The organism is Streptomyces sp. 2A115, from assembly GCF_052245575.1.
GTDB lineage: Bacteria > Actinomycetota > Actinomycetes > Streptomycetales > Streptomycetaceae > Streptomyces.
Window position 1 is genome coordinate 15,136 of the sequence record NZ_JBQQCG010000096.1, and the last position, 18,135, is coordinate 33,270.

Below are 18,135 nucleotides of genomic sequence, written 5' to 3' on the forward strand. Positions count from 1 at the left end.
CAAGCTTTGTTCCGTGGTACGGAACGCCTCCCAGGTCGGCATGCTCCGCAAGTGCGTGCTTGTTCTCGACTGCTTCCGTCCGACCGGCGGCCCGTACCGCCTGGCGGAACTGGTCGAGCGGTCCGGCCTGTCCAAAACCACCGTGCACCGGCTGGTGGCCGAGCTCGTGGGGCTGGGCCTGCTGGAACGCGCCGGTCCGGCCTACCGGCTCGGCGGCAAACTCTTCGAGCTGGGCACTCTCGTTCCGCGCCGACTCGGCCTGCGGGAGACGGCCCTGCCGTTCCTGCAGGATCTTTTCGGGGCCACGCACGAAACCGTCCACCTCGGCGTCCGCGAGGGTCACGAGGTCGTCTACATCGAGCGCATCCATGGCCATGACGTTCTTCCGCTGCCCTCCCGCGTCGGCGGCAGCCTGCCCCTGACGTGCACTGGTGTGGGCAAGGCGCTGCTGGCCTTCTCGGACACGGAGCTGGTGGAGGAGGTGCTCGCCGGGCCGCTGCCCCGTCTGACGCCCTACTCGGTCACCGATCCGGCACGCCTGCGCACCTCGCTCGAACAGGCGCAGGTGTCGGGGCTGGCCTACGAGGAGCAGGAGGCGGCAGTGGGCGTCAGCTGCATCGCCGCACCCGTCTTCGAGGGCGGCGAGGCGGTCGCCGCCCTGTCGGTCGCGGTGCCCCGCGCCCGATTCCGGCCCGCCCAGCTGGCCCCGGCCGTGCGCACCGCGGCGCTTGGGCTCTCCCGCGTGCTGCGGGCGGGCAGGCCGTTCTGACCGAGGCCGCCGGAAGCGGCGGGCGCGGGCGAGGTCAGGCGAAGGCCTTCCGCAGGGATTCGGCCATCAGCTCCATGGCTTCCTTCGCGGGCTCCACGGGCCCCGCGTGCGTGAAGGAGTGGTCGACGCCCGCGAAGTCGCGGTGCGTGACGGGTACGCCCGCGGCCCGAAGGGTCTGCGCATAGGCCTCGCCCTCGTCGCGCAGGAGGTCGTACTCGGCGGTGATGATCAGTGCGGGGGCCAGGCCGGTGTGGTCGGAGGCGAGGGCGGGGGAGGCCAGGGGATCGCTCCGTGTCGAAAGGTCCGGCACATAGGCGTCGTTGAAGAAGTGCGACAGCGCGGGAGTGATCACGGACCTGGGGCCGTAGAGGCGTTTGGACTCGGGATCGGCCGCGAGATCCAGGGGCGGGTAGTCCAGGATCTGCAGCCGAGGTGAGAAGTCCCCAGTGTCGCGGGCGGTGAGGCAGACGCCCGCGGCGAGGTTGCCGCCCGCGCTGTGTCCGCCCACGGCCAGCCGCGTCCCGTCCCAGCCGTTCTCGGCCCCGTGTGCCGCGACCCATGCGGTCACGTCGTACGCCTGGGTGGTGGCGACCGGGAACGGACGCGCCGGCGCGACGTCGTAGTCCACGTTGACGACGACGCATCCGGCACGGTCGGCGAGGAAGCGGCAGATGTGGTCGTCCGTCTGGTGCCGGCGCAGGACGAACCCGCCGCCGTGGAAGTTCACGTAGACCGGTGGAGCAGTGCCTTCGGGCGGCGACGACGGACGGTAGACGGTGCAGCGCACCGAGCCCGCGCGGGTGGGGATCCGCAGTCGGCTCGTGCTCCGGGGGATGTCGGTGCACCGCAGATCGCGGTGGACGCGGACGATCAGTGGGCTGAGGAGCTGGAACGCTCTGACTCTGAGGGCATGCCGATTGACCATGGGGTTCTTCCGTAGGTGTGGCTCGGGGAGCGGGCGGAACGGACGCGCCGATCAACAGGATTCCTGATGGTGCCTCGCGGATGCCCCGACAGGCAAGGGGCGGCGTTCACCCCGGCGGGCCGGTGCGCGGGCTACTGGAACTTTGTTGCGTCGGACTCCTTGACAAGGTGACGCCGAGGTTTCAGTCTCCCACTTAACGCACCGAGTGAATCACATAACGCACGTCGGTGGTCTTCGGAATCCCTTGAGAGAAGGGCTCGACTCATGCCCGCACCGTCCAGGTCTGCCGCGAGGTCGGCGGACGTCGTGATTGTCGGAGCGGGGCCCACCGGCCTCGCGCTCGCCAACCTGCTCGGTCTGTACGGCGTGCGCACCCTCGTGCTGGAGGCGGAAGGTGAGCTGTTCGACTTCCCGCGGGGCGTGAGCATCGACGACGAGAGCCTGCGCACCTTCCAGACCGCCAGGCTGACCGACGCGGTCCTGCCGCACACCGTTCCCCATCACCTGCTCCGTTTCGTCAACGGCAGCGGCCGCCTTCTGGCCGAAGTGGACCCGGGCGAGGGTGACTTCGGATGGCCACGGCGCAACGGCTTCATCCAGCCGCTCGTGGACCGGGCCATGCTCACCGGTCTCGACCGCTTCCCGCACGTGGACGTGTTGTTCTCCCACCGCCTCACCGGCTTCACCGACCGGGGCGAGGACGTACTGCTGTCGGTCACCGACGCCGACGGCGAGGAACTGGCCATCCGGGCGGGGCACCTGGTGGGATGCGACGGCGGACGCAGCACGGTCCGCAAGTCGATCGGCGCCGCCTTCGAGGGCACCACCGAGCCCACCCGGTGGCTGGTCGTCGATGTCCGCAACGACCCGCTCGGCACCCCCAACGCCTACCTCGGCTGTGACCCGCGCCGGCCGTACGTCTCCATCGGATTGCCGCACGGCATACGCCGCTTCGAGTTCCTGCTCCGGCCCTCGGAGACCGATGAGCAGGCCGTGGAGCCCGCGCACCTGCACCGCATGCTCGGATCGCTGATACCCCACCCCGAGAGGGTCGACCTGATCCGCAAACGGGTCTACACCCACCATGCCCGGGTGGCCTCCGTCTTCCGCAAGGGCCGGGTCCTCATCGCCGGTGACGCCGCGCACCTGATGCCGGTGTGGCAGGGCCAGGGCTTCAACAGCGGCATCCGGGACGCCGCCAACCTCGCCTGGAAACTCGCCGCCGTCACCCACGGCATGTCACACGAGGGCCTCCTCGACACCTACGACGCCGAACGGCGCGGGCACGCCGCCGCCATGGTCGACGTGTCCAACAAGATCGGCAAGGTCATCTCGCCCACCAACCGACTGGTCGCCGGCGCCCGCGACGCCCTTGCCGCAGGGCTCACCGCCTTCCCCCGGGCCAAGCGTTACCTCGCCGAGATGCGGTACAAGCCCATGCCGTACTACCGCCATGGCGCCGTCGTACACCTGACCGAACCGGACCCGCGCGCCACGGTCGTCGGCAGACTGTTCATCCAGCCGCAGGTGGCCAGCCGTGAGGGCGAACGGCTGCCCCTGGACGAGGTGCTGGGACCTTGGTTCTCCATCGTGACGTGGGCCAACGACCCCCGCTCGATTCTCGGCCCGCAGGGTCTGGAAACGGCCGAGCGCCTCGGCGCACGGCTGGTCGAGGTGCGGCCCATGAGCCAGCTGCACTGGAAAGCCCCGGAGCAGACCGGCGACGTCACCGTCGTGGGGGACGTCACCGGGCGCCTGAAAAAGTGGTTCGACGACCACCCCGTCTCCGTGGTGGTCGTCCGCCCGGACCGCTTCGTGGCCGGCGCCAGCATCGCCCAACGGGCGCCGCAGCTCCTCGCCGACCTCTCCCAAGCCGTTCGTCTCACTCCCGGAGGCCCCCATGCCGGTCCGTCTGTGCTGCCTTTCGCACTCCCCACTGATGGAGCACTCGCACCCGCCGAGTGACGTCCAGGCGAAGGTCGACAGCGCACTCGACCGGGCCAGGACCTTCGTCCGCACCTACGACCCCGAACTGGTCGTCCTGTTCGCACCCGACCACTACAACGGCTTCTTCTACGACATGATGCCGCCGTTCTGCATCGGAGCGGGGGCCGAGTCGGTCGGAGACTTCGGCACCTCCGGCGGCAAACTCACGGTGGACCGCCAGACCGCGAGGTGGCTCGTGGCGGAGGTGCTGGGGCAGGACGTCGACGTGGCGATGTCGGAGCGGATGATCGTCGACCACGGCTTCGCCCAGCCGCTCGACCTGCTGCTCGGAGGCATCGATCGGGTGCCGGTGGTGCCCGTGTTCATCAACGCGGTCGCCGAGCCTTTGGGCCCCGCCAGCCGGGCCCGCCGTCTGGGGGCGGCGATGGGCAGTGCCCTGGCCGAACTCGACCAGCGTGTCCTGGTCATCGGCTCGGGCGGGCTCTCCCACGACCCGCCGGTACCGAGGATGGCCGATGCCGTGTCCCCCGAGGTGATCGCCCGGCTGATCGACAACCGCCATCCTTCCCCGGAGGAGCGCGCCGCCCGGGAGGCCCGCACCATCGCCGCCGCCAAGGCTTTCGCCGTCGGCACGTCACAACTGCAGTCACTCAATCCCGCCTGGGACGCGGCCTTTCTCGATGTTCTCGAACGAGGTGGGCTGACCGAGTTCGACACCTGGACCAACGACTGGTTCGTCGAGCAGGGCGGCCACTCGGCCCACGAGGTCCGCACCTGGATCGCGGCCTATGCGGCCCTGGCGGCCCAAGGCCCGTACCAGATGACCTCCAGGTTCTACGAACCCGTCGACGCCTGGATCGCGGGATTCGCCGTCACCACCGCGGAACCCGCCGCCTGACCATCCCGGGTCACCCCCCAACCCCCGCTCACCCTCTCCTCCGTTCCGTCCGGGAGCCACCGAATGACACCCAGCCCCACCGTCTGGACCGCAATCGCGGAGACACCCTTCACCTATCGCTACGTGGACGTCGGCCCATGGCGTACCCGCGTCCTGGAGGCCGGCCGCAGCGACGCCGAGCCGGTCGTCCTGATGCACGGCACCGGCGGCCACCTGGAGGCGTACGCCCACAACATCGCCGCCTTCGCGGAGCACTACCGGGTGATCGCCTACGACTTCCCCGGACACGGCCGCACCACCCACGCCACCGCCGATCTCGAACTCCCCGACTACACGCAACACCTGCTGGCGCTGCTCGACGAACTCGGCATCGACCGGGCCCACCTGAACGGCGAATCCCTCGGAGGCTGGGTCGCGGTCAAGTTCGCCGCCGCCCACCCCGAGCGCGTGCTGCGCCTGGTGCTCAACACTCCGGGCGGCACCATGGCCCGGCCCGAGGTCATGGAACGCCTGCGCACCCTCAGCCAGCAGGCCGCCGACGAGCCGACCCCCGAACGGGTGCGGACCCGGCTGGAATGGCTGATGGCCGACCCGGCCACCGTCACCGACGAACTCGTGGCCATCCGCCGCAGCCACTACGCCCGCCCCGGATACGCCGACTCCGCACGCCACATCCTGTGCCTGCAGGACCCGGAGGTCCGTCGCCGCAACCTCATCACCGACGAGGAACTCGCCGCCGTCGAAGGCCCCGCGCTGGTGGTGTGGACGAGCGACGACCCGTCAGGCCCCGCCGCCGCCGGACTCGAGATGGCGGAGAAGATCGGCCAGGCACGCTTCGAGGTCATCGAGGGCGCCGGTCACTGGCCGCAGTGGGAGCAGGCCGAGCGCTTCAACAAGCTCGTGCTCGCCTTCCTCTCGGAAGGGGCCTGAGCATGCTGAACGTCGACGAACTCGTCGTGCGCTACGGCAGGGCACTGACGGCGCTGCGTGGCGTGAGCCTTCAGGTACCCGACGGGGCCGCCGTCGCGGTACTCGGGGCCAACGGCGCCGGCAAGTCGACGCTGATGCGCGCCCTGTCCGGAACCCTCGGCCACCACCGGGGCACGGTCGACGCCGGGACGATCACCTACCGGGGACGCGCGCTGCGAGGCATGAATCCCGCGGACATCGTGGCGGCAGGTGTGGTGCAGGTGCCGGAGGGCCGCCGTGTCTTCGGCACGCTCACGGTGGAAGAGAACCTGCGCGCGGGCGCCGCCGCCGTGCGCGACCGGTCGGCGCGGGCCCGTACCCGGAAAGAGGTGTACGAGCTCTTCCCGCGGCTCGCCGAGCGCGCCGAGCAGAAGGCGGGCCTGCTCTCCGGCGGCGAGCAGCAGATGCTCGCCATCGGGCGGGCGCTGATGTCCCGGCCGTCGCTCCTGCTCCTCGACGAACCGTCGCTGGGCCTGGCCCCGCTCGTCGTGGCACGCATCGGCGAGATCGTCCGGGAGATCAACCGGCAGGGCACCGCTGTCCTCCTCGTGGAGCAGAACGCCGCGATGGCGCTGTCCGTAGCCGACACTGCCTACGTTTTTGAGGTCGGCCACGTACGACTGTCCGGACCGAGCGCCCGGCTGAAGGAGAGCGACGAGATCAAGCACCTCTACCTGGGCGGAGACGGCGCTTCCGACGTGCCGCCGCCCGCCCAACCGGCCAGAGCCGCCCTGACGAGGTGGGCACGATGAACACGGCACCCGCCCTCCAGGTCGACGGACTCACCCTGCGCTTCGGCGGTGTGACCGCACTCGACGACGTCTCCTTCACCGTGGCCCAAAGCAGCATCCACGCCCTCATCGGACCCAACGGAGCGGGCAAGTCCTCCTGCTTCAACGTGATATCCGGCGTGTACCGGCCGGCCTCCGGTGCCGTCCGGTACGCCGGACACGACCTCGTCGAGCTGCCTCCGCACCGCATCGCCGCTCTCGGCGTGGCCCGCGCCTTCCAGAACCTCGCTCTTGCCGGAGGCCAGAGCGTCGGCGACAACCTGATGGTCGCCCGCCACCACCTCACCCGTGCCGGGTTTGCGGCGACGGGTCTCCGGTTGCCGTCGGCACGCGCGGAGGAACGCCGGCACCGCGCACGCGTCCGCGAGATCGCGGACTTCCTCGACCTGGGGGCCCACTGGGACACCCCGGCGGGCCTGCTCCCGTACGGCGAACGCAAACGCATCGAGTTGGCCCGGGCCGTGGCAGCCGAACCCGAACTCCTCCTGCTCGACGAGCCGGTGGCCGGCATGAACCATCACGAGTCCCAGGTGATGGCCCGGCAGATCCGGCAGGTGCGGGACGAACTCGGCGTCACCGTCGTCCTCATCGAACACGACATGCCGATGGTGATGTCCCTCGCCGACCGCGTCACCGTCCTCGACTTCGGCCGCCGCATAGCCGACGGCAGTCCCTCAGAGGTCAGCGCCGACCCGGACGTGATCCGCGCCTACCTCGGCACCGACGACACCACCCCCGTGGAGCACGCATGACCCGGTTGCTGGAACTCCTCGTCGTAGGGCTGTCGCTGGGCATGCTCTACTCGCTGGTCGCCATGGGCTTCGTGGTGATCTTCAAGGGCACGCGGGTGGTGAATTTCGCCCAGGGCTCCTTGCTGGTCCTCGGCGCGTACGTGGTGGCCCGGCTCGCCCCGTCCATCGGCTTCTGGCCGGCGGCGGCCGCGGGTGCGGCGGCCGCGGTCCTGGCCGGAGTACTGATCAGGCTGCTGCTGGCCCGGGCACGCACCGACGACCCGACGGCCCCGGCCATCGCCACCATCGGCATCGACATCGTGCTGCTCACCGACCTCACCCGCCGTATCGGCCCGGACGTGCTCCCCATGGGCGACCCGTGGAGGTCGGCGACCGTCGACCTGGCCGGGGTCACCGTGCCGCAGGCACGCATCGCGGCTGTGGCAGCCGCCGTGATCGTCCTCGGCCTGCTCCTGGTGCTTTTCCGCCATACGAACTGGGGCGTGTCGATGCGGGCGGCATCCGCCGATCCCGAGGCGGCCTCCCTCATGGGCATACGGCTCAGCAGGGTCGCCACCGTCTCCTGGCTGATCGGCGGGGCACTGGCCGCGGTGGCCGGCGTCTTCATGTCGACGTTTCCCTCCGCCGGTCTCGACAGCCACGCGGGCGCGATCGCGCTGGCCGCGGTACCGGCGATCATCCTCGGTGGTCTGGACTCCACCCGCGGGGCCATCGTCGGCGGGCTAGCCGTCGGCGTGACCAAGACACTCACAGCCGGCTACGGCGACGAACTGAGCTTCCTCGGCAGCGGGTTCGGAGACGTCAGTCCCTACGTCCTCATGATGATCGTCCTGCTGTGGCGGCCGTCCGGACTCTTCGGCACCAAGGAGTTCCACCGTGTCTGACCGCTCACCCGTCCTTCGGCGGTCGCTCCTCGCGGCCGGCCTGCTGCTCGTGCTGGCCATGCCCTTCTACCTGGACGGCTTCTGGCTGCTGCTCGGCGTGCTCATCATGGCAGCCGCCATCGGTGCCATCGGCCTCAACCTCCTGGTCGGCACCGCCGGTCAACTCTCCCTCGCACACGCCTTCTTCCTCGCCGTCGGGGCCTACGCCTACTGCTGGTTCGCCGGGGAATCCGGGCCGGGAGGCGGCGGCGTCACCCTGACCGGTCTGCAACTGCCCCCACTGCTCGCCGCGGTCCTCGCGGTGGCGACGGCGGGTTTCGCGGGACTCCTGTTCAGCCCCATCGCGGGCCGGGTGCGGGGCCTGTATCTGGGTCTCGCCTCGCTGGCCCTCGTGTTCCTCGGTCAGCACCTGCTGTTCAACCTGTCGTCGGTGACGGGCGGCTTCAACGGCCGCACGGTCCCCGCCCTGGCCGTCGCCGGCTTCGAACTGACCGGGAACGATCCACAGCTGACCGTCCTGGGTGTGCCGTTCGGCGACCGCGAGCGGCAGTGGTACGTGGCGCTCGTCTGCGTCGTGGTGGCGTACGTCTTCGCACGCAACGTCCTCGCGGGCCGCCCCGGGCGGGCGCTGGCGCTCATGCGGGACAACGAGACCGCCGCCGCTGTGGTGGGCGTCCCCGTCCACCGCTACAAGGCCGCTGCCTTCGTCCTGTCCTCCATGTACGCCGGGGTGGCAGGTGTGCTCCTGGCCCAGGCCCTGCAACGGGTGGTGCCCGAGTACTTCGGACTGACCCTGTCGGTCGAGTACCTGGCCATGGTCGTGATCGGCGGACTGGGCTCGGTTGCGGGATCCGTGCTGGGCGCGGCGTTCGTCACCGGCCTGCCCATCCTGCTGAACCACTACAGCGGTCATCTCTCCTTCCTCGCGGAGCCCGGTAGCTCGGGCATCGACCCGGCCGTGGCCGCGCGCCTGGTCTTCGGAGCGGCGATGGCCGTGGTGATCCTCACGGAACCCGGCGGGCTCGTCGCGCTCGCCCGGCGACTCCGGCTGCCCCCACGCGAGGTCGACGAGGTGGAGGCGGCCGAACAGCCGCAGGCCACTGCCCGCGCCTCCGCAGCCGTCCCCCACGACACCACATCCTCCTGATCAGTCACTGATCAGCCTTTCGAGAAGGACGGACACAGCATGCGCTCCATTCCCCTCCGCGGCCTCGCCACGGCCGTCGCGGTGCTCTCCCTGACCGCCGTCGGCTGCAGCGGCAAAGCATCCAATTCCCAGAGCGAGGACTCCGGGATCAAGACCGGTCCCGGTGTCACGGCCGACACGATCACCCTCGGAGCGCTGACCGACCTGTCGGGCGTCTTCGGTGCCCAGGGAAAGATCATCGTGCAGGGCAACCAGCTCTACCTGGACAAGCTCAACGCGGCCGGCGGCATCTGCGACCGCCAGGTCAAACTCGTCGTCAAGGACCACGGCACCGATGTACAGAAGGCGGTCAGCCTCTATGCCGAGACGGAACCCGATGTGCTCGGGTTCGTCCAGATGCTCGGCTCGCCGATCATCGCCGCCCTCGACGGCAACATCACCGACGACAAGACACTGACCGTCGCCACCGGCTGGTCATCGACGCTGCTGAAGAACCCCAACATGATCGTGCTGGGCAACACATACGACGTCGAGACGATCAACGGCATCGATCACCTGGTGCAGGACGAGCAGCTGAAGTCCGGGGACGTCCTGGGACACATCTACTTCGAGGGTGACTACGGCAACAGCGCCTTCCAGGGCAGTCAGTACGCGGCCAAGGAACTGGGCCTGAAGCTGCGCGGCATCCAGGTGAAGCCCACGGACACCGACCTCACGGCCCAGGTGACCACCCTCAAGGCTCGCGGCGCCAAGGCCATCGTCCTCAGCGTCGGTCCGCGCCAGACCGCCTCGGTCGCCGGCGTCGCCGCGTCCCTCGGATACGACGTGCCCTTGATCGCGAACACCCCGGCATTCGACCCCTCCCTGCTCAGCACGCCGGTCAAGAGAGCCCTGGAGGGGCACCTTCTGGTGATGACCTCCATCGCGTCCTACGCGTCCTCGGCCGCGGGCCCCAAGGCGGTCGCTGCGGAGTTGCCGAAGAAGTTCCCCTCCGCCAAGCCCAACAACTCCATAGACCTGGGCTATGCCAGCGCCCTTGTCTACGCCGAGGTGCTCAAGAAGGCGTGCGCCGACAAGGACCTGAGCCGGGAGGGCCTCAACGCCGCGTTCCGTGAGCTGAAGAGCCTCGACACCGGCGGTCTGACTCCGACGCTGGACTTCTCGAACGCCGGCGAGCAGCCCTCGCGCGAGACCTACGTCCTGAAGGTGGACAGTTCGGTACCCGGCGGACTGGCGTCCGGCGCGACCACGGCCCAGAGCAAGGTGGCGGAAGGGTTCGAGTCCGCGAGCTGAACCACATGTCGATCTCAGGGGAACGCCGAGCCGCCCTGGTACTCCATCCGGAGCCGGGGCGGCACGGTGGTTTGTCGTGGTCCAATCAGCGGGCGACGTGTCCCGTTGCGAGGGGCACGGGCAGGTGTGCCTGAAGGTCCGAGTACGTGACACCGAAATGTCTCAAGGGCGACCGCACATCCGGGGCCGACGCTGAACGTGGCGAGGTCGGCATATACACGGTTGACGCACACGACTCCGGTGAGCGGGTAGGTGCATTCGGGCACGAGCGGCCGCACCGTCCTTGGTGAAGAGCGTCATCATCACGAACACCTGCTTGGCACCGATCGTGAGGTCCATGGCGCCCCCGACGGCTGGGATGGCCTCGGCTTCGCCGGTGTGCCAATTGGCCAGATCACCGGAGGCCGACATCTGGAAGGCGCCGAGGACACAGATGTCGAGATGGCCGCCTCGCATCATCGCGAAGGAGTCCGCGTGGTGGAAGTTGGCCGCTTCAGGAGGTTCGGTGACCGGAATCTTGCCCGCGTTGAGGAGATCTGGATCGATCTGCCGTCCTGGGCAGCGGGCCCCATAGTCCGGAGCGCGCTGCGAGCCGCCCTGACCGGCTTCGGCTGAATTCCGGCCTGCGCTTAGAGTGGTGGCGTGTCCGAAGGAAACGCCGTGGTGGCGCGCAATGTGCGCCTTCTGAGAGAGCAGCGGGGTCTGTCCCTGGCCGAATTGGCCCGGCAGGCGGGGCTGGCGAAGCAGACTCTGTCGAATCTGGAGCAGGGGGCCGGCAACCCCACGGTGGACACCTTGTTCTCCATCGCGATCGCGCTCGGCGTACCCGTCACCAGGCTGGTGGCCGAGCGCGAACAGGTGATGACCGTGCAGCGGGGTGACGAGGTCGTCTGGCAGGGGCACGGGGGCTACGAGTCCCGCGCGCTGGACCATGTTTACGGTTCCGGTGTCATCGAGAACTATCTGGTGCGCATCGGTCGGGAGGCGGAGGGTGCGGGGAAGCCTTCCGAGGCGCACCCCGTGGGAACCCTGGAGCACCTGTACGTCATCAGTGGCAGGGTGCGTGTGGGTCCTGCCGATAGTCCGGTTGAACTGTCGGCGGGCGACTTCGTGCGCTATCCAGGCGACCGCCCGCACGTGTATGAGTCACTGGACGGCGAGAGCTTGGTGCACATCGTGGTGAGTGTGCCGCGGGTGCAGCCCGGTACCGGCGGTACTACCGTCGCGCGTACCCATGGCGGTGGTCGGCACTGAGCGCCCGGGCGGTGTGCCGTCAATCAAGGCACGTCTGCTTGGTTCGTACGGGCTGAACCGGGAGCGTGGCCGCTGACGGGAAGGTCGGGCCAGCTGGTGGGTTGGGCTCCCTCGCAAAAGGCGGCCTCGGTGCCGCCTGCCGTGCCTTGGCCGCGGTGATCGTCCGGCCCGCTTCGAAGGCCACGCGGCGCAGAGCCGGGGCGAAGCGGGCGGGGTCGAAGCGCCGGTCCGCGCCGGCGATGGACAGGGCCGCCACGGGGCGACCGGCGGGACCCATGATCGGTACGGCGACGCAGGTGAGGCCGAGGGCGGCTTCCTGGCGGTCGTAGGCGATGCCGTCCTGGCGGATGCGGCGCAGGTCGGCCCGGAAGCGGTCGGGGTCGGCGAGGGTGTACTCGGTGCGGGCGGGCAGTCCCGCCGCGATGGCCGCCTCGGCGGCGTCGTGGTCGAACGCGAGCAGGGCCTTGCCGACACCCGTGCAGTAGGCGGGCAGGCGGGCGCCGATCCGGGAGGGGGAGCGGGCCGCTCGGTGTCCGTGGAGTTTGTTGACGTAGACGATGTGCGTGCCGTGGAGCACGGCGAGGTGCACGGTCTCGTGGGTCAGCTCGTACAGGTCTGCCAGGTGCGGCAGCAGCCGCTCCTGGAGTAGCGGGGTGGTGGGGCCGTAGGCGCGGCTGCCGATGTCGAAGAGCTGGGCGCCCAGGCGGTAGTCGCTGCCGACCCGGTCGACGAGGTCGTTGCGCTGGAGGATGCCCAGCAGTCGGAAGGTCGTCGACTTGCTCAAGCGGGTGCGGCGGGCCAGCTCGCTCACGCCGATCTCCCCATCCAGCTCGGCTAGGGACTTCAGAAGGGTGAGTGCCTTGTCGACGGCGGTCTGCTGTTCTGGTGCTGTGTCCGACTCACAGCCGGGTGCGGGCTCGGTGTGGGGCGAAGGAGGGGAGTGGACTGGCATGGCGGGCTCCGATGACGATCAGGCGACACATTAAAATGGACGCATGTCCAATGTAGGTGACCATTTCGGGGTTGTAAACGGGGCGAAGCGTCGGTGCTGTTCCACATCTCGGCACGACGGCTGGGCACGGCGTCGCCGGGCGACGTCTCCTGTGCCCATGCAGCGACATGGCACCGCGGCCCCGACCGCCTCAGCGCCGCAGATTCCCACGTGCGAGGAGGCCCAGCGATGACATCCACCCCTGTCCGTCCGGCGGACCGTCTGGCCGGCGTCCGAGAGCCGTCCGCCGACGTCGGTGCGTACTTCGACCTGGAACGGGGCCTGATCGACCGGACGATCTTCAGCGACACCGGCCTTTATCGGCAGGAGCTGCGCCGCGTCTTCGCGCCGAGCTGGCTGTTCCTCGCGCACGAGAGCCAGTTCAGCAAGCCCGGCGACTTCTTCACCACGTACATGGGTGAGGACCCGGTCATCGTCACGATGGGCCGCGACCGGAAGCTGCGGGCCTTCCTCAACGCCTGTCGCCACCGGGGCATGCGGGTCTGCCGCGCCGACGCGGGCGCCACGAAGGCGTTCACATGCAGCTATCACGGCTGGGCGTACGACACCTCCGGCAAGCTGATCAACGTGCCGAACGGCGAGGACTATCCGGCCCACTTCGACCAGGGCCAGTGGGGACTGATCGAGGTCGCGCAGCTCGACACGTACAAGGGACTCGTCTTCGCGACCTGGAACCCCGAGGCCCCGCCACTGCGCGAGGCGCTCGGCGGCCTCGCCTGGTACCTCGACGCGATGCTCGACCGCGACCCGGAGGGCACCGAGGTCGTCGGCGGGGTGCACAAGTGGGTGCTGGAGGGCAACTGGAAGCTGGCCGCCGAGCAGTTCGCCTCCGACTGGTACCACGTCAACATCTCGCACGCCTCGGCGCTGATGGTCATGTCGCCCACCGGCAAGGGCCCCAAGGCCGAGATCGTGCAGACGCCGGGACGGCAGTACACCGACCCGCTCGGCCACGGCCACGGCTTCCCCACTCACCCGAAGAGCCGCTTCGACGACCGGGTCGTGCACGACCACTACGACTACGCCGCGCTGCGCGAACGCCTCGGTGACGCCCGTGTCGAGGGCCCGATGACCACCGGCCACGGCACCGTCTTCCCCAACTTCTCCTACCTGCCGGTCAACGGCTCCATCCGTGTCTGGCACCCGAAGGGCCCCGACCAGATGGAGGTCTGGGCGTGGACGCTCGTCGACAGGTCGATGTCGGACGAGGCCAAGGACGCCCAGCGGATCTACAACCTGCGGACCTTCGGGCCGACCGGCATCTTCGAGCAGGACGACGGCGAGAACTGGAGCGAGGTTCAGGCGACGGCCCACGGTTTCGTGTCCGGCTCCATGACCCTCAACTACCAGATGGGCCTGGGGCTTCAGACCGAGGACGGCATCCATCCCGGCACCACCGGCCACCTCTACAGCGACGGCGCAGCCCGCGGCTTCTACACCCGCTGGCGCGACCTGATGAACACGCCCGCCTGGCACGAGAAGGACACTCCATGAGCACGACCAGCACCGGTATGCGCGTCGCCGAGGTGGGCGACATCGAGGAGGGCGAGGCGCTGAAGGTGCCCGCCGCGACCACCGGTCACGGCGACGCGATCGCCGTCTTCCACGACGATGGCGCCTACTACGCCCTCGACGACACCTGCTCCCATGGCCAGGCCTCGCTGTCCGAGGGCTGGATCGAGGGCGGCGAGGTGGAGTGTCCGCTGCACAGCGCGCGGTTCTGTCTGAAGTCCGGCCAGCCGCAGTGCATGCCCGCCACCGTCGCCGTACGACCCCATCGGGTCGAGGTCCGCGAGGGCGGTATCTGGCTCTATCCCGGCCAGGAGGCCACCGCATGAGCGGCCTGCGGCGCATCGCCGTCGTCGGCGCGGGCCTGGCGGCCGTCTCGGCCTGCGACGCCCTGCGCGCCCAGGGCTACGACGGGGAGCTCGTGCTGTACTCCGCGGAGCGCGGGCTGCCGTACGACCGTCCGCCGCTCAGCAAGGACGTACTGCTGGGCAAGGCCCGGCACGACGACGTCCAGCTGCGGCCGGAGCAATGGTACGAGGAGCAGCACGTCGGCCTGAGCGAAGGCACCCGGGTCGTGGCGATCCGCCCGCAGGAGGGCGGCCTGGAGCTGATCGACGGGTCGGTCGTGGGCGCCGACCGGATCGTGCTGGCCACCGGTGGCACGCCCCGCGCGTTGCCCGTGCCCGGCGGCGACGACCCGGCCGTACACCTGCTGCGCACCTGGGAGGATGCCGAGCGGCTGCGGGAACGCCTGCTGCCCGGCGCCCGGGTGGCCGTGGTCGGGGCCGGGCTGATCGGCGCCGAGACCGCGGCCGTCGCCCGTGCCCTGGGCTGCCGCGTCACCCTGATCGACCCGGTGCCGGTACCGCTGACTGCGGTGGTCGGGGACGACATCGCGGGCGCCCTGCACCTCCGGCACTCCGCCGAGGGCATCGACGTGGTCACCGCCGGTGTCGAGCGTGTCGAACGCCGCCCGGGCGGTCTCGGTGTCCTGCTGCACCTCAACGGTTACGGCGGCTCCCTGTCCGCCGACACGGTAGTGGTCGGCATCGGCATCCGGCCGGCCACCGAACTGGCCGAGGCCGCCGGTCTCGCCGTGGACAACGGCATCGTGGTCGACGCCGGTCAGCGCACCTCCCACCCGAACGTCTTCGCCGTCGGTGATGTGGCCCGCCGGGAGGGGCATCGCGTACGGCACGAGCACTGGGAGGCCGCCCAGCAGGGCGGCGAGGCCGCCGCCCACGGCATCCTCGGCCGCCCTGTTCCGGAGCCCGGCGCGCCGTGGTTCTGGTCCGACCGGCACGGCTCGCGCCTGGAATCGGTTGGCACGATGGCTGACGCCGAGCGGACCGTGTTGCGGGGCTCGCCTGACAGCGGTGCCTTCACCGTCTTCGGGTTGCGCGGTGATCGAGTGGTGGCTGCGGCCTCCATCAACCGCGCCCGGGACATCAAGGCCGCTCGCCGTGTCGTCGATCGCCGCGTCGTGGTCGACCCGTTGCACCTGGCGGACGAGAGCACCGACCTGCGCGCGCTGCTCAGGCGCTGACCCCCGCCGTGCCGCAGACCGGCACACGCGCTCCCCGAACCACCCTCTCCGCGCTGGAATGACAGCACCGAGCGCGGACCGCTGGAGGACCCACCGATGAGTATTCACCCGGAGCCGGCGGTCAACGAGGCCTCGACGGTCTCCTACGACGACATCCGGCTCCACTTCGAGGTGCAGAGACTGTACGCAGTCGAGGCGCAGCTGCTCGACCAGCATCGGTACGCCGACTGGCTGGAGCTGTTCGCCGACGACCTGCACTACTGGGCGCCGGTGCGCACGAACCGGTTGCGCCGCCAGCAGGCCCTGGCCGACGGCTCACCCGGTGAGGTGGCGATCTTCGACGAGACCAAGGCGAGTCTGGCCTGGCGGATCCGCCGCTTCGACTCGGGCATGGCCTGGGCCGAGGACCCGCCCTCACGGACCCGGCACCTGATCACCAACGTGACGGTACGGCCGGGCGAGGAGAGCGGCGAGTACGTCGCCGAGTCGGCGTTCCTCTGTTACCGCAACCGGCTGGAGCGTGAGGTCGACCTGTACGCCGGCGGTCGCACTGACCACCTGCGCCGCACCGAGGACGGCGCCCTGCTGATCGCCCGCCGCACGATCCTGCTCGACCAGAACGTCCTGCTCGCCAAGAACATCAGCACCTTCCTGTGATGACCGACCGGAGACCCACGTGAGCACTGCACAGACTGAAGAGCCGAAGCTCGTCGAGCACATGGTGCAGACGACGCTCGGGACCGTCGCGGTCAGCGAGGCCGGTGACGGCCCGGTGCTGGTGATGCTGCACGGCGGTGGGCCCGGTGCGAGCGCGGTGGCCAACTACCACCAGAACCTGGCTGCCCTCACCCCGCACTTCCGGGTCGTGCTGCCCGATCAGCCCGGCTTCGGCGACAGCTACCGGCCCACCGAGGCGGACCTCGACGCCCGCAGCATCACCGAGATCACGGTCGACGCGCTGCTGCAGACCCTGGACGCCCTCGGCATCGACCGGTTTCATCTGCTGGGCAACAGCCTCGGCGGCGCGGCCGCCATCGCCACCGCACTCGAAGCCCCCGAGCGCGTCGAGAAGCTGGTGCTGATGGCGCCGGGCGGCGGCTGGCTGCCGTTCGGGCCGACCCCGACCGAGGGTCAGAAGGCGATGTTCCGCTACTACAACGGCGAGGGCCCGACGGTGAAGAAGATGCGGGACTTCATCCGCGTCATGACCGCCGAGCCGAAGCGCTGGGAGGACACCGTCCAGGCCCGCTACGAGGCCTCCCTCGACGAGTCCCACATCGCCTTCTACCACGCCTACAACGCCGCCTTCGCCAAGCGGCACGGCATGGACCCGCTCTGGCAGCGCGTCCACAAGATCAAGGCGCCGACCCTGCTGCTGTGGGGCCGCGACGACCGCACCATCACCCTCGACGGCGCCCAGCTCATGCTCAAGCAGATCCGCGACGTCCAACTGCACGTATTCGGCGGCTGCGGCCACTGGGTACAGCTGGAGCGGCAGCAGGAGTTCGAGCGGCTGGTCACCGACTTCCTCGGAGCCCGGTGATGGGCGGCTGGCTGGAGGGCGAGGTCGCCCTGATCACCGGCGGCGGCTCCGGCATCGGCCGCGCGGTCGCTCTGCGCTATCTCGCCGAGGGCGCGAGCGTCGTCGTCCTCGGCCGGAATGCCGACCAGCTGCAGGAGGTCGTCGAGGCCGCAGGGGACCTGCGGGAGCGGGTGCTGTCCGTCGCCGGTGATGTGCGCTCCCCGGACGATCTGCACCGTGCGGTTGAGGCCACCGTGGAGTGCTTCGGCAAGCTGGACATCCTGGTTCCGAATGCCGGAATCTGGGACTACCACCGCAGCGTCACCCGGCTTGACGGCAAGCAGCTCTCCGAGGCCTTCGACGAGGTCTTCGGCATCAACGTCAAGGGATACGTCCTAGCCGTGGAGGCCGCCTGGCGGGAACTGGTCCGCAGCCGCGGGAGCATCGTCATGACCCTCTCCAACGCCTCTCTCCACACCGACGGCGGCGGCTCCCTCTACACCGCCAGCAAGCACGCCTGCCTCGGCCTGCTCCGCCAGTTCGCCTACGAGCTGGCACCGAAGGTCCGCGTCAACGGTGTCGCCGTCGGCGGCATGCGCACCAAGCTGCGCGGTCCCGAGAGCCTGGGCCTGCAGGACCGTACGCTGGAGGCCTCCTTCGCGAAGAACGAGGCGTCCGGCGAGAAGCAGCCGCCTCTCGTCCCCTTGTACGACTGCAGCGTCGAGCCCGAGGATTTCACCGGCCCCTACGTCCTGCTCGCCTCCCGCGCCAACAGCGGCACCGTGACCGGCGCGGTCATCCCCGCCGATGGTGGCATCGCTGTACGCGGCTTCCGTACCGCCGCCGGCGGCGCGGGCCTGTAGAGACCCTCCGCCCCCTGTACGACACCCTCCGCTTTCGTACGACAGCCATCGAAG

19 protein-coding genes are annotated in these 18,135 nt (G+C 69.8%); 16 read left to right on the forward strand and 3 right to left on the reverse strand.

Going from position 1 to position 18,135, the window contains the following annotated elements:
• Positions 1-40 precede the first annotated feature (40 nt).
• On the forward strand, positions 41-769 hold the full coding sequence (locus ACTWQR_RS47280) for an IclR family transcriptional regulator (protein ID WP_443233541.1): 729 nt from the start codon (positions 41-43) through the stop codon (positions 767-769).
• A 34-nt stretch (positions 770-803) separates the two neighbouring features.
• On the opposite strand, the gene ACTWQR_RS47285 is transcribed toward ACTWQR_RS47280, so the two are convergent.
• Entirely contained in the window at positions 804-1,694 is an 891-nt protein-coding gene (locus tag ACTWQR_RS47285) for an alpha/beta hydrolase (RefSeq protein ID WP_443233513.1), read from the reverse strand.
• Between the two features lie 264 nt (positions 1,695-1,958).
• Between ACTWQR_RS47285 and ACTWQR_RS47290 the strand changes: the two genes are divergently transcribed.
• The 8 genes from ACTWQR_RS47290 (at position 1,959) to ACTWQR_RS47325 (ending at position 10,375) form a co-directional block, all read left to right on the forward strand.
• The gene (locus ACTWQR_RS47290; protein ID WP_443233514.1) at positions 1,959-3,659 is read left to right on the forward strand and encodes a bifunctional 3-(3-hydroxy-phenyl)propionate/3-hydroxycinnamic acid hydroxylase; all 1,701 of its coding nucleotides are present in this window, start codon (positions 1,959-1,961) and stop codon (positions 3,657-3,659) included.
• Entirely contained in the window at positions 3,634-4,539 is a 906-nt protein-coding gene (locus ACTWQR_RS47295) for a 3-carboxyethylcatechol 2,3-dioxygenase (RefSeq protein WP_443233515.1), read from the forward strand. The genes ACTWQR_RS47290 and ACTWQR_RS47295 overlap by 26 nt, the downstream gene beginning before the upstream one ends.
• A gap of 63 nt (positions 4,540-4,602) precedes the next feature.
• A complete protein-coding gene (locus ACTWQR_RS47300) occupies positions 4,603-5,469 on the forward strand; it encodes an alpha/beta fold hydrolase (RefSeq protein ID WP_443233516.1) in 867 nt (288 codons plus the stop codon).
• 2 nt (positions 5,470-5,471) lie between these two features.
• Positions 5,472-6,260: an ABC transporter ATP-binding protein gene (locus ACTWQR_RS47305; protein ID WP_443233517.1), complete on the forward strand. Its 789-nt coding sequence runs from the start codon at positions 5,472-5,474 to the stop codon at positions 6,258-6,260.
• A complete protein-coding gene (locus ACTWQR_RS47310; RefSeq protein ID WP_443233518.1) occupies positions 6,257-7,051 on the forward strand; it encodes an ABC transporter ATP-binding protein in 795 nt (264 codons plus the stop codon). Before ACTWQR_RS47305 ends, ACTWQR_RS47310 begins: the two co-directional genes overlap by 4 nt.
• Positions 7,048-7,935: a branched-chain amino acid ABC transporter permease gene (locus tag ACTWQR_RS47315; protein ID WP_443233519.1), complete on the forward strand. Its 888-nt coding sequence runs from the start codon at positions 7,048-7,050 to the stop codon at positions 7,933-7,935. Before ACTWQR_RS47310 ends, ACTWQR_RS47315 begins: the two co-directional genes overlap by 4 nt.
• The gene (locus ACTWQR_RS47320; protein ID WP_443233520.1) at positions 7,928-9,082 is read left to right on the forward strand and encodes a branched-chain amino acid ABC transporter permease; all 1,155 of its coding nucleotides are present in this window, start codon (positions 7,928-7,930) and stop codon (positions 9,080-9,082) included. The genes ACTWQR_RS47315 and ACTWQR_RS47320 overlap by 8 nt, the downstream gene beginning before the upstream one ends.
• 39 nt (positions 9,083-9,121) lie before the next feature.
• Positions 9,122-10,375 carry an ABC transporter substrate-binding protein gene (locus ACTWQR_RS47325; protein WP_443233521.1) on the forward strand — a complete coding sequence of 418 codons (1,254 nt, stop codon included), beginning with the start codon at positions 9,122-9,124 and terminating at the stop codon, positions 10,373-10,375.
• Positions 10,376-10,537: 162 nt separating this feature from the next.
• Here ACTWQR_RS47325 and ACTWQR_RS47330 read toward each other — a convergent pair whose 3' ends face one another.
• Positions 10,538-11,143 (reverse strand): CoA-transferase, encoded by a 606-nt coding sequence (locus tag ACTWQR_RS47330; protein WP_443233542.1) that lies wholly within the window; start codon positions 11,141-11,143, stop codon positions 10,538-10,540.
• Between ACTWQR_RS47330 and ACTWQR_RS47335 the strand changes: the two genes are divergently transcribed.
• Positions 11,039-11,629: a helix-turn-helix domain-containing protein gene (locus ACTWQR_RS47335; RefSeq protein ID WP_443233522.1), complete on the forward strand. Its 591-nt coding sequence runs from the start codon at positions 11,039-11,041 to the stop codon at positions 11,627-11,629. The two genes, ACTWQR_RS47330 and ACTWQR_RS47335, sit on opposite strands and share 105 nt — an antisense overlap.
• 19 nt (positions 11,630-11,648) lie before the next feature.
• Here the strand turns inward: ACTWQR_RS47335 and ACTWQR_RS47340 are convergent, their stop codons facing one another.
• Positions 11,649-12,581, reverse strand: coding sequence for an IclR family transcriptional regulator (locus tag ACTWQR_RS47340; protein WP_443233523.1), 933 nt, complete (start codon positions 12,579-12,581; stop codon positions 11,649-11,651).
• Positions 12,582-12,809: 228 nt separating this feature from the next.
• Here ACTWQR_RS47340 and ACTWQR_RS47345 point away from each other — a divergent pair, with 228 nt between their 5' ends.
• The 6 genes from ACTWQR_RS47345 (at position 12,810) to ACTWQR_RS47370 (ending at position 18,081) form a co-directional block, all read left to right on the forward strand.
• Positions 12,810-14,135 carry an aromatic ring-hydroxylating dioxygenase subunit alpha gene (locus ACTWQR_RS47345; RefSeq protein WP_443233524.1) on the forward strand — a complete coding sequence of 442 codons (1,326 nt, stop codon included), beginning with the start codon at positions 12,810-12,812 and terminating at the stop codon, positions 14,133-14,135.
• Complete coding sequence (locus ACTWQR_RS47350) at positions 14,132-14,479, forward strand: bifunctional 3-phenylpropionate/cinnamic acid dioxygenase ferredoxin subunit (protein WP_443233525.1); 348 nt, start codon at positions 14,132-14,134, stop codon at positions 14,477-14,479. The genes ACTWQR_RS47345 and ACTWQR_RS47350 overlap by 4 nt, the downstream gene beginning before the upstream one ends.
• Positions 14,476-15,696, forward strand: coding sequence for an NAD(P)/FAD-dependent oxidoreductase (locus ACTWQR_RS47355; RefSeq protein WP_443233526.1), 1,221 nt, complete (start codon positions 14,476-14,478; stop codon positions 15,694-15,696). Before ACTWQR_RS47350 ends, ACTWQR_RS47355 begins: the two co-directional genes overlap by 4 nt.
• A gap of 96 nt (positions 15,697-15,792) precedes the next feature.
• A complete protein-coding gene (locus ACTWQR_RS47360; RefSeq protein WP_443233527.1) occupies positions 15,793-16,353 on the forward strand; it encodes a 3-phenylpropionate/cinnamic acid dioxygenase subunit beta in 561 nt (186 codons plus the stop codon).
• Between the two features lie 19 nt (positions 16,354-16,372).
• Complete coding sequence (locus ACTWQR_RS47365) at positions 16,373-17,239, forward strand: alpha/beta fold hydrolase (protein ID WP_443233528.1); 867 nt, start codon at positions 16,373-16,375, stop codon at positions 17,237-17,239.
• Positions 17,239-18,081: an SDR family NAD(P)-dependent oxidoreductase gene (locus tag ACTWQR_RS47370; protein WP_443233529.1), complete on the forward strand. Its 843-nt coding sequence runs from the start codon at positions 17,239-17,241 to the stop codon at positions 18,079-18,081. Before ACTWQR_RS47365 ends, ACTWQR_RS47370 begins: the two co-directional genes overlap by 1 nt.
• The last annotated feature ends 54 nt before the right edge of the window (positions 18,082-18,135 follow it).

Coding starts and splice junctions, on each gene's coding strand:
- ACTWQR_RS47280 (WP_443233541.1), top strand. CDS start 41: ATGCTCCGCAAGTGCGTGCTTGTTCTCGACTGCTTCCGTCCGACCGGC.
- ACTWQR_RS47285 (WP_443233513.1), bottom strand. CDS start 1,694: ATGGTCAATCGGCATGCCCTCAGAGTCAGAGCGTTCCAGCTCCTCAGC.
- ACTWQR_RS47290 (WP_443233514.1), top strand. CDS start 1,959: ATGCCCGCACCGTCCAGGTCTGCCGCGAGGTCGGCGGACGTCGTGATT.
- ACTWQR_RS47295 (WP_443233515.1), top strand. CDS start 3,634: ATGGAGCACTCGCACCCGCCGAGTGACGTCCAGGCGAAGGTCGACAGC.
- ACTWQR_RS47300 (WP_443233516.1), top strand. CDS start 4,603: ATGACACCCAGCCCCACCGTCTGGACCGCAATCGCGGAGACACCCTTC.
- ACTWQR_RS47305 (WP_443233517.1), top strand. CDS start 5,472: ATGCTGAACGTCGACGAACTCGTCGTGCGCTACGGCAGGGCACTGACG.
- ACTWQR_RS47310 (WP_443233518.1), top strand. CDS start 6,257: ATGAACACGGCACCCGCCCTCCAGGTCGACGGACTCACCCTGCGCTTC.
- ACTWQR_RS47315 (WP_443233519.1), top strand. CDS start 7,048: ATGACCCGGTTGCTGGAACTCCTCGTCGTAGGGCTGTCGCTGGGCATG.
- ACTWQR_RS47325 (WP_443233521.1), top strand. CDS start 9,122: ATGCGCTCCATTCCCCTCCGCGGCCTCGCCACGGCCGTCGCGGTGCTC.
- ACTWQR_RS47340 (WP_443233523.1), bottom strand. CDS start 12,581: ATGCCAGTCCACTCCCCTCCTTCGCCCCACACCGAGCCCGCACCCGGC.
- ACTWQR_RS47345 (WP_443233524.1), top strand. CDS start 12,810: ATGACATCCACCCCTGTCCGTCCGGCGGACCGTCTGGCCGGCGTCCGA.
- ACTWQR_RS47350 (WP_443233525.1), top strand. CDS start 14,132: ATGAGCACGACCAGCACCGGTATGCGCGTCGCCGAGGTGGGCGACATC.
- ACTWQR_RS47355 (WP_443233526.1), top strand. CDS start 14,476: ATGAGCGGCCTGCGGCGCATCGCCGTCGTCGGCGCGGGCCTGGCGGCC.
- ACTWQR_RS47360 (WP_443233527.1), top strand. CDS start 15,793: ATGAGTATTCACCCGGAGCCGGCGGTCAACGAGGCCTCGACGGTCTCC.
- ACTWQR_RS47370 (WP_443233529.1), top strand. CDS start 17,239: ATGGGCGGCTGGCTGGAGGGCGAGGTCGCCCTGATCACCGGCGGCGGC.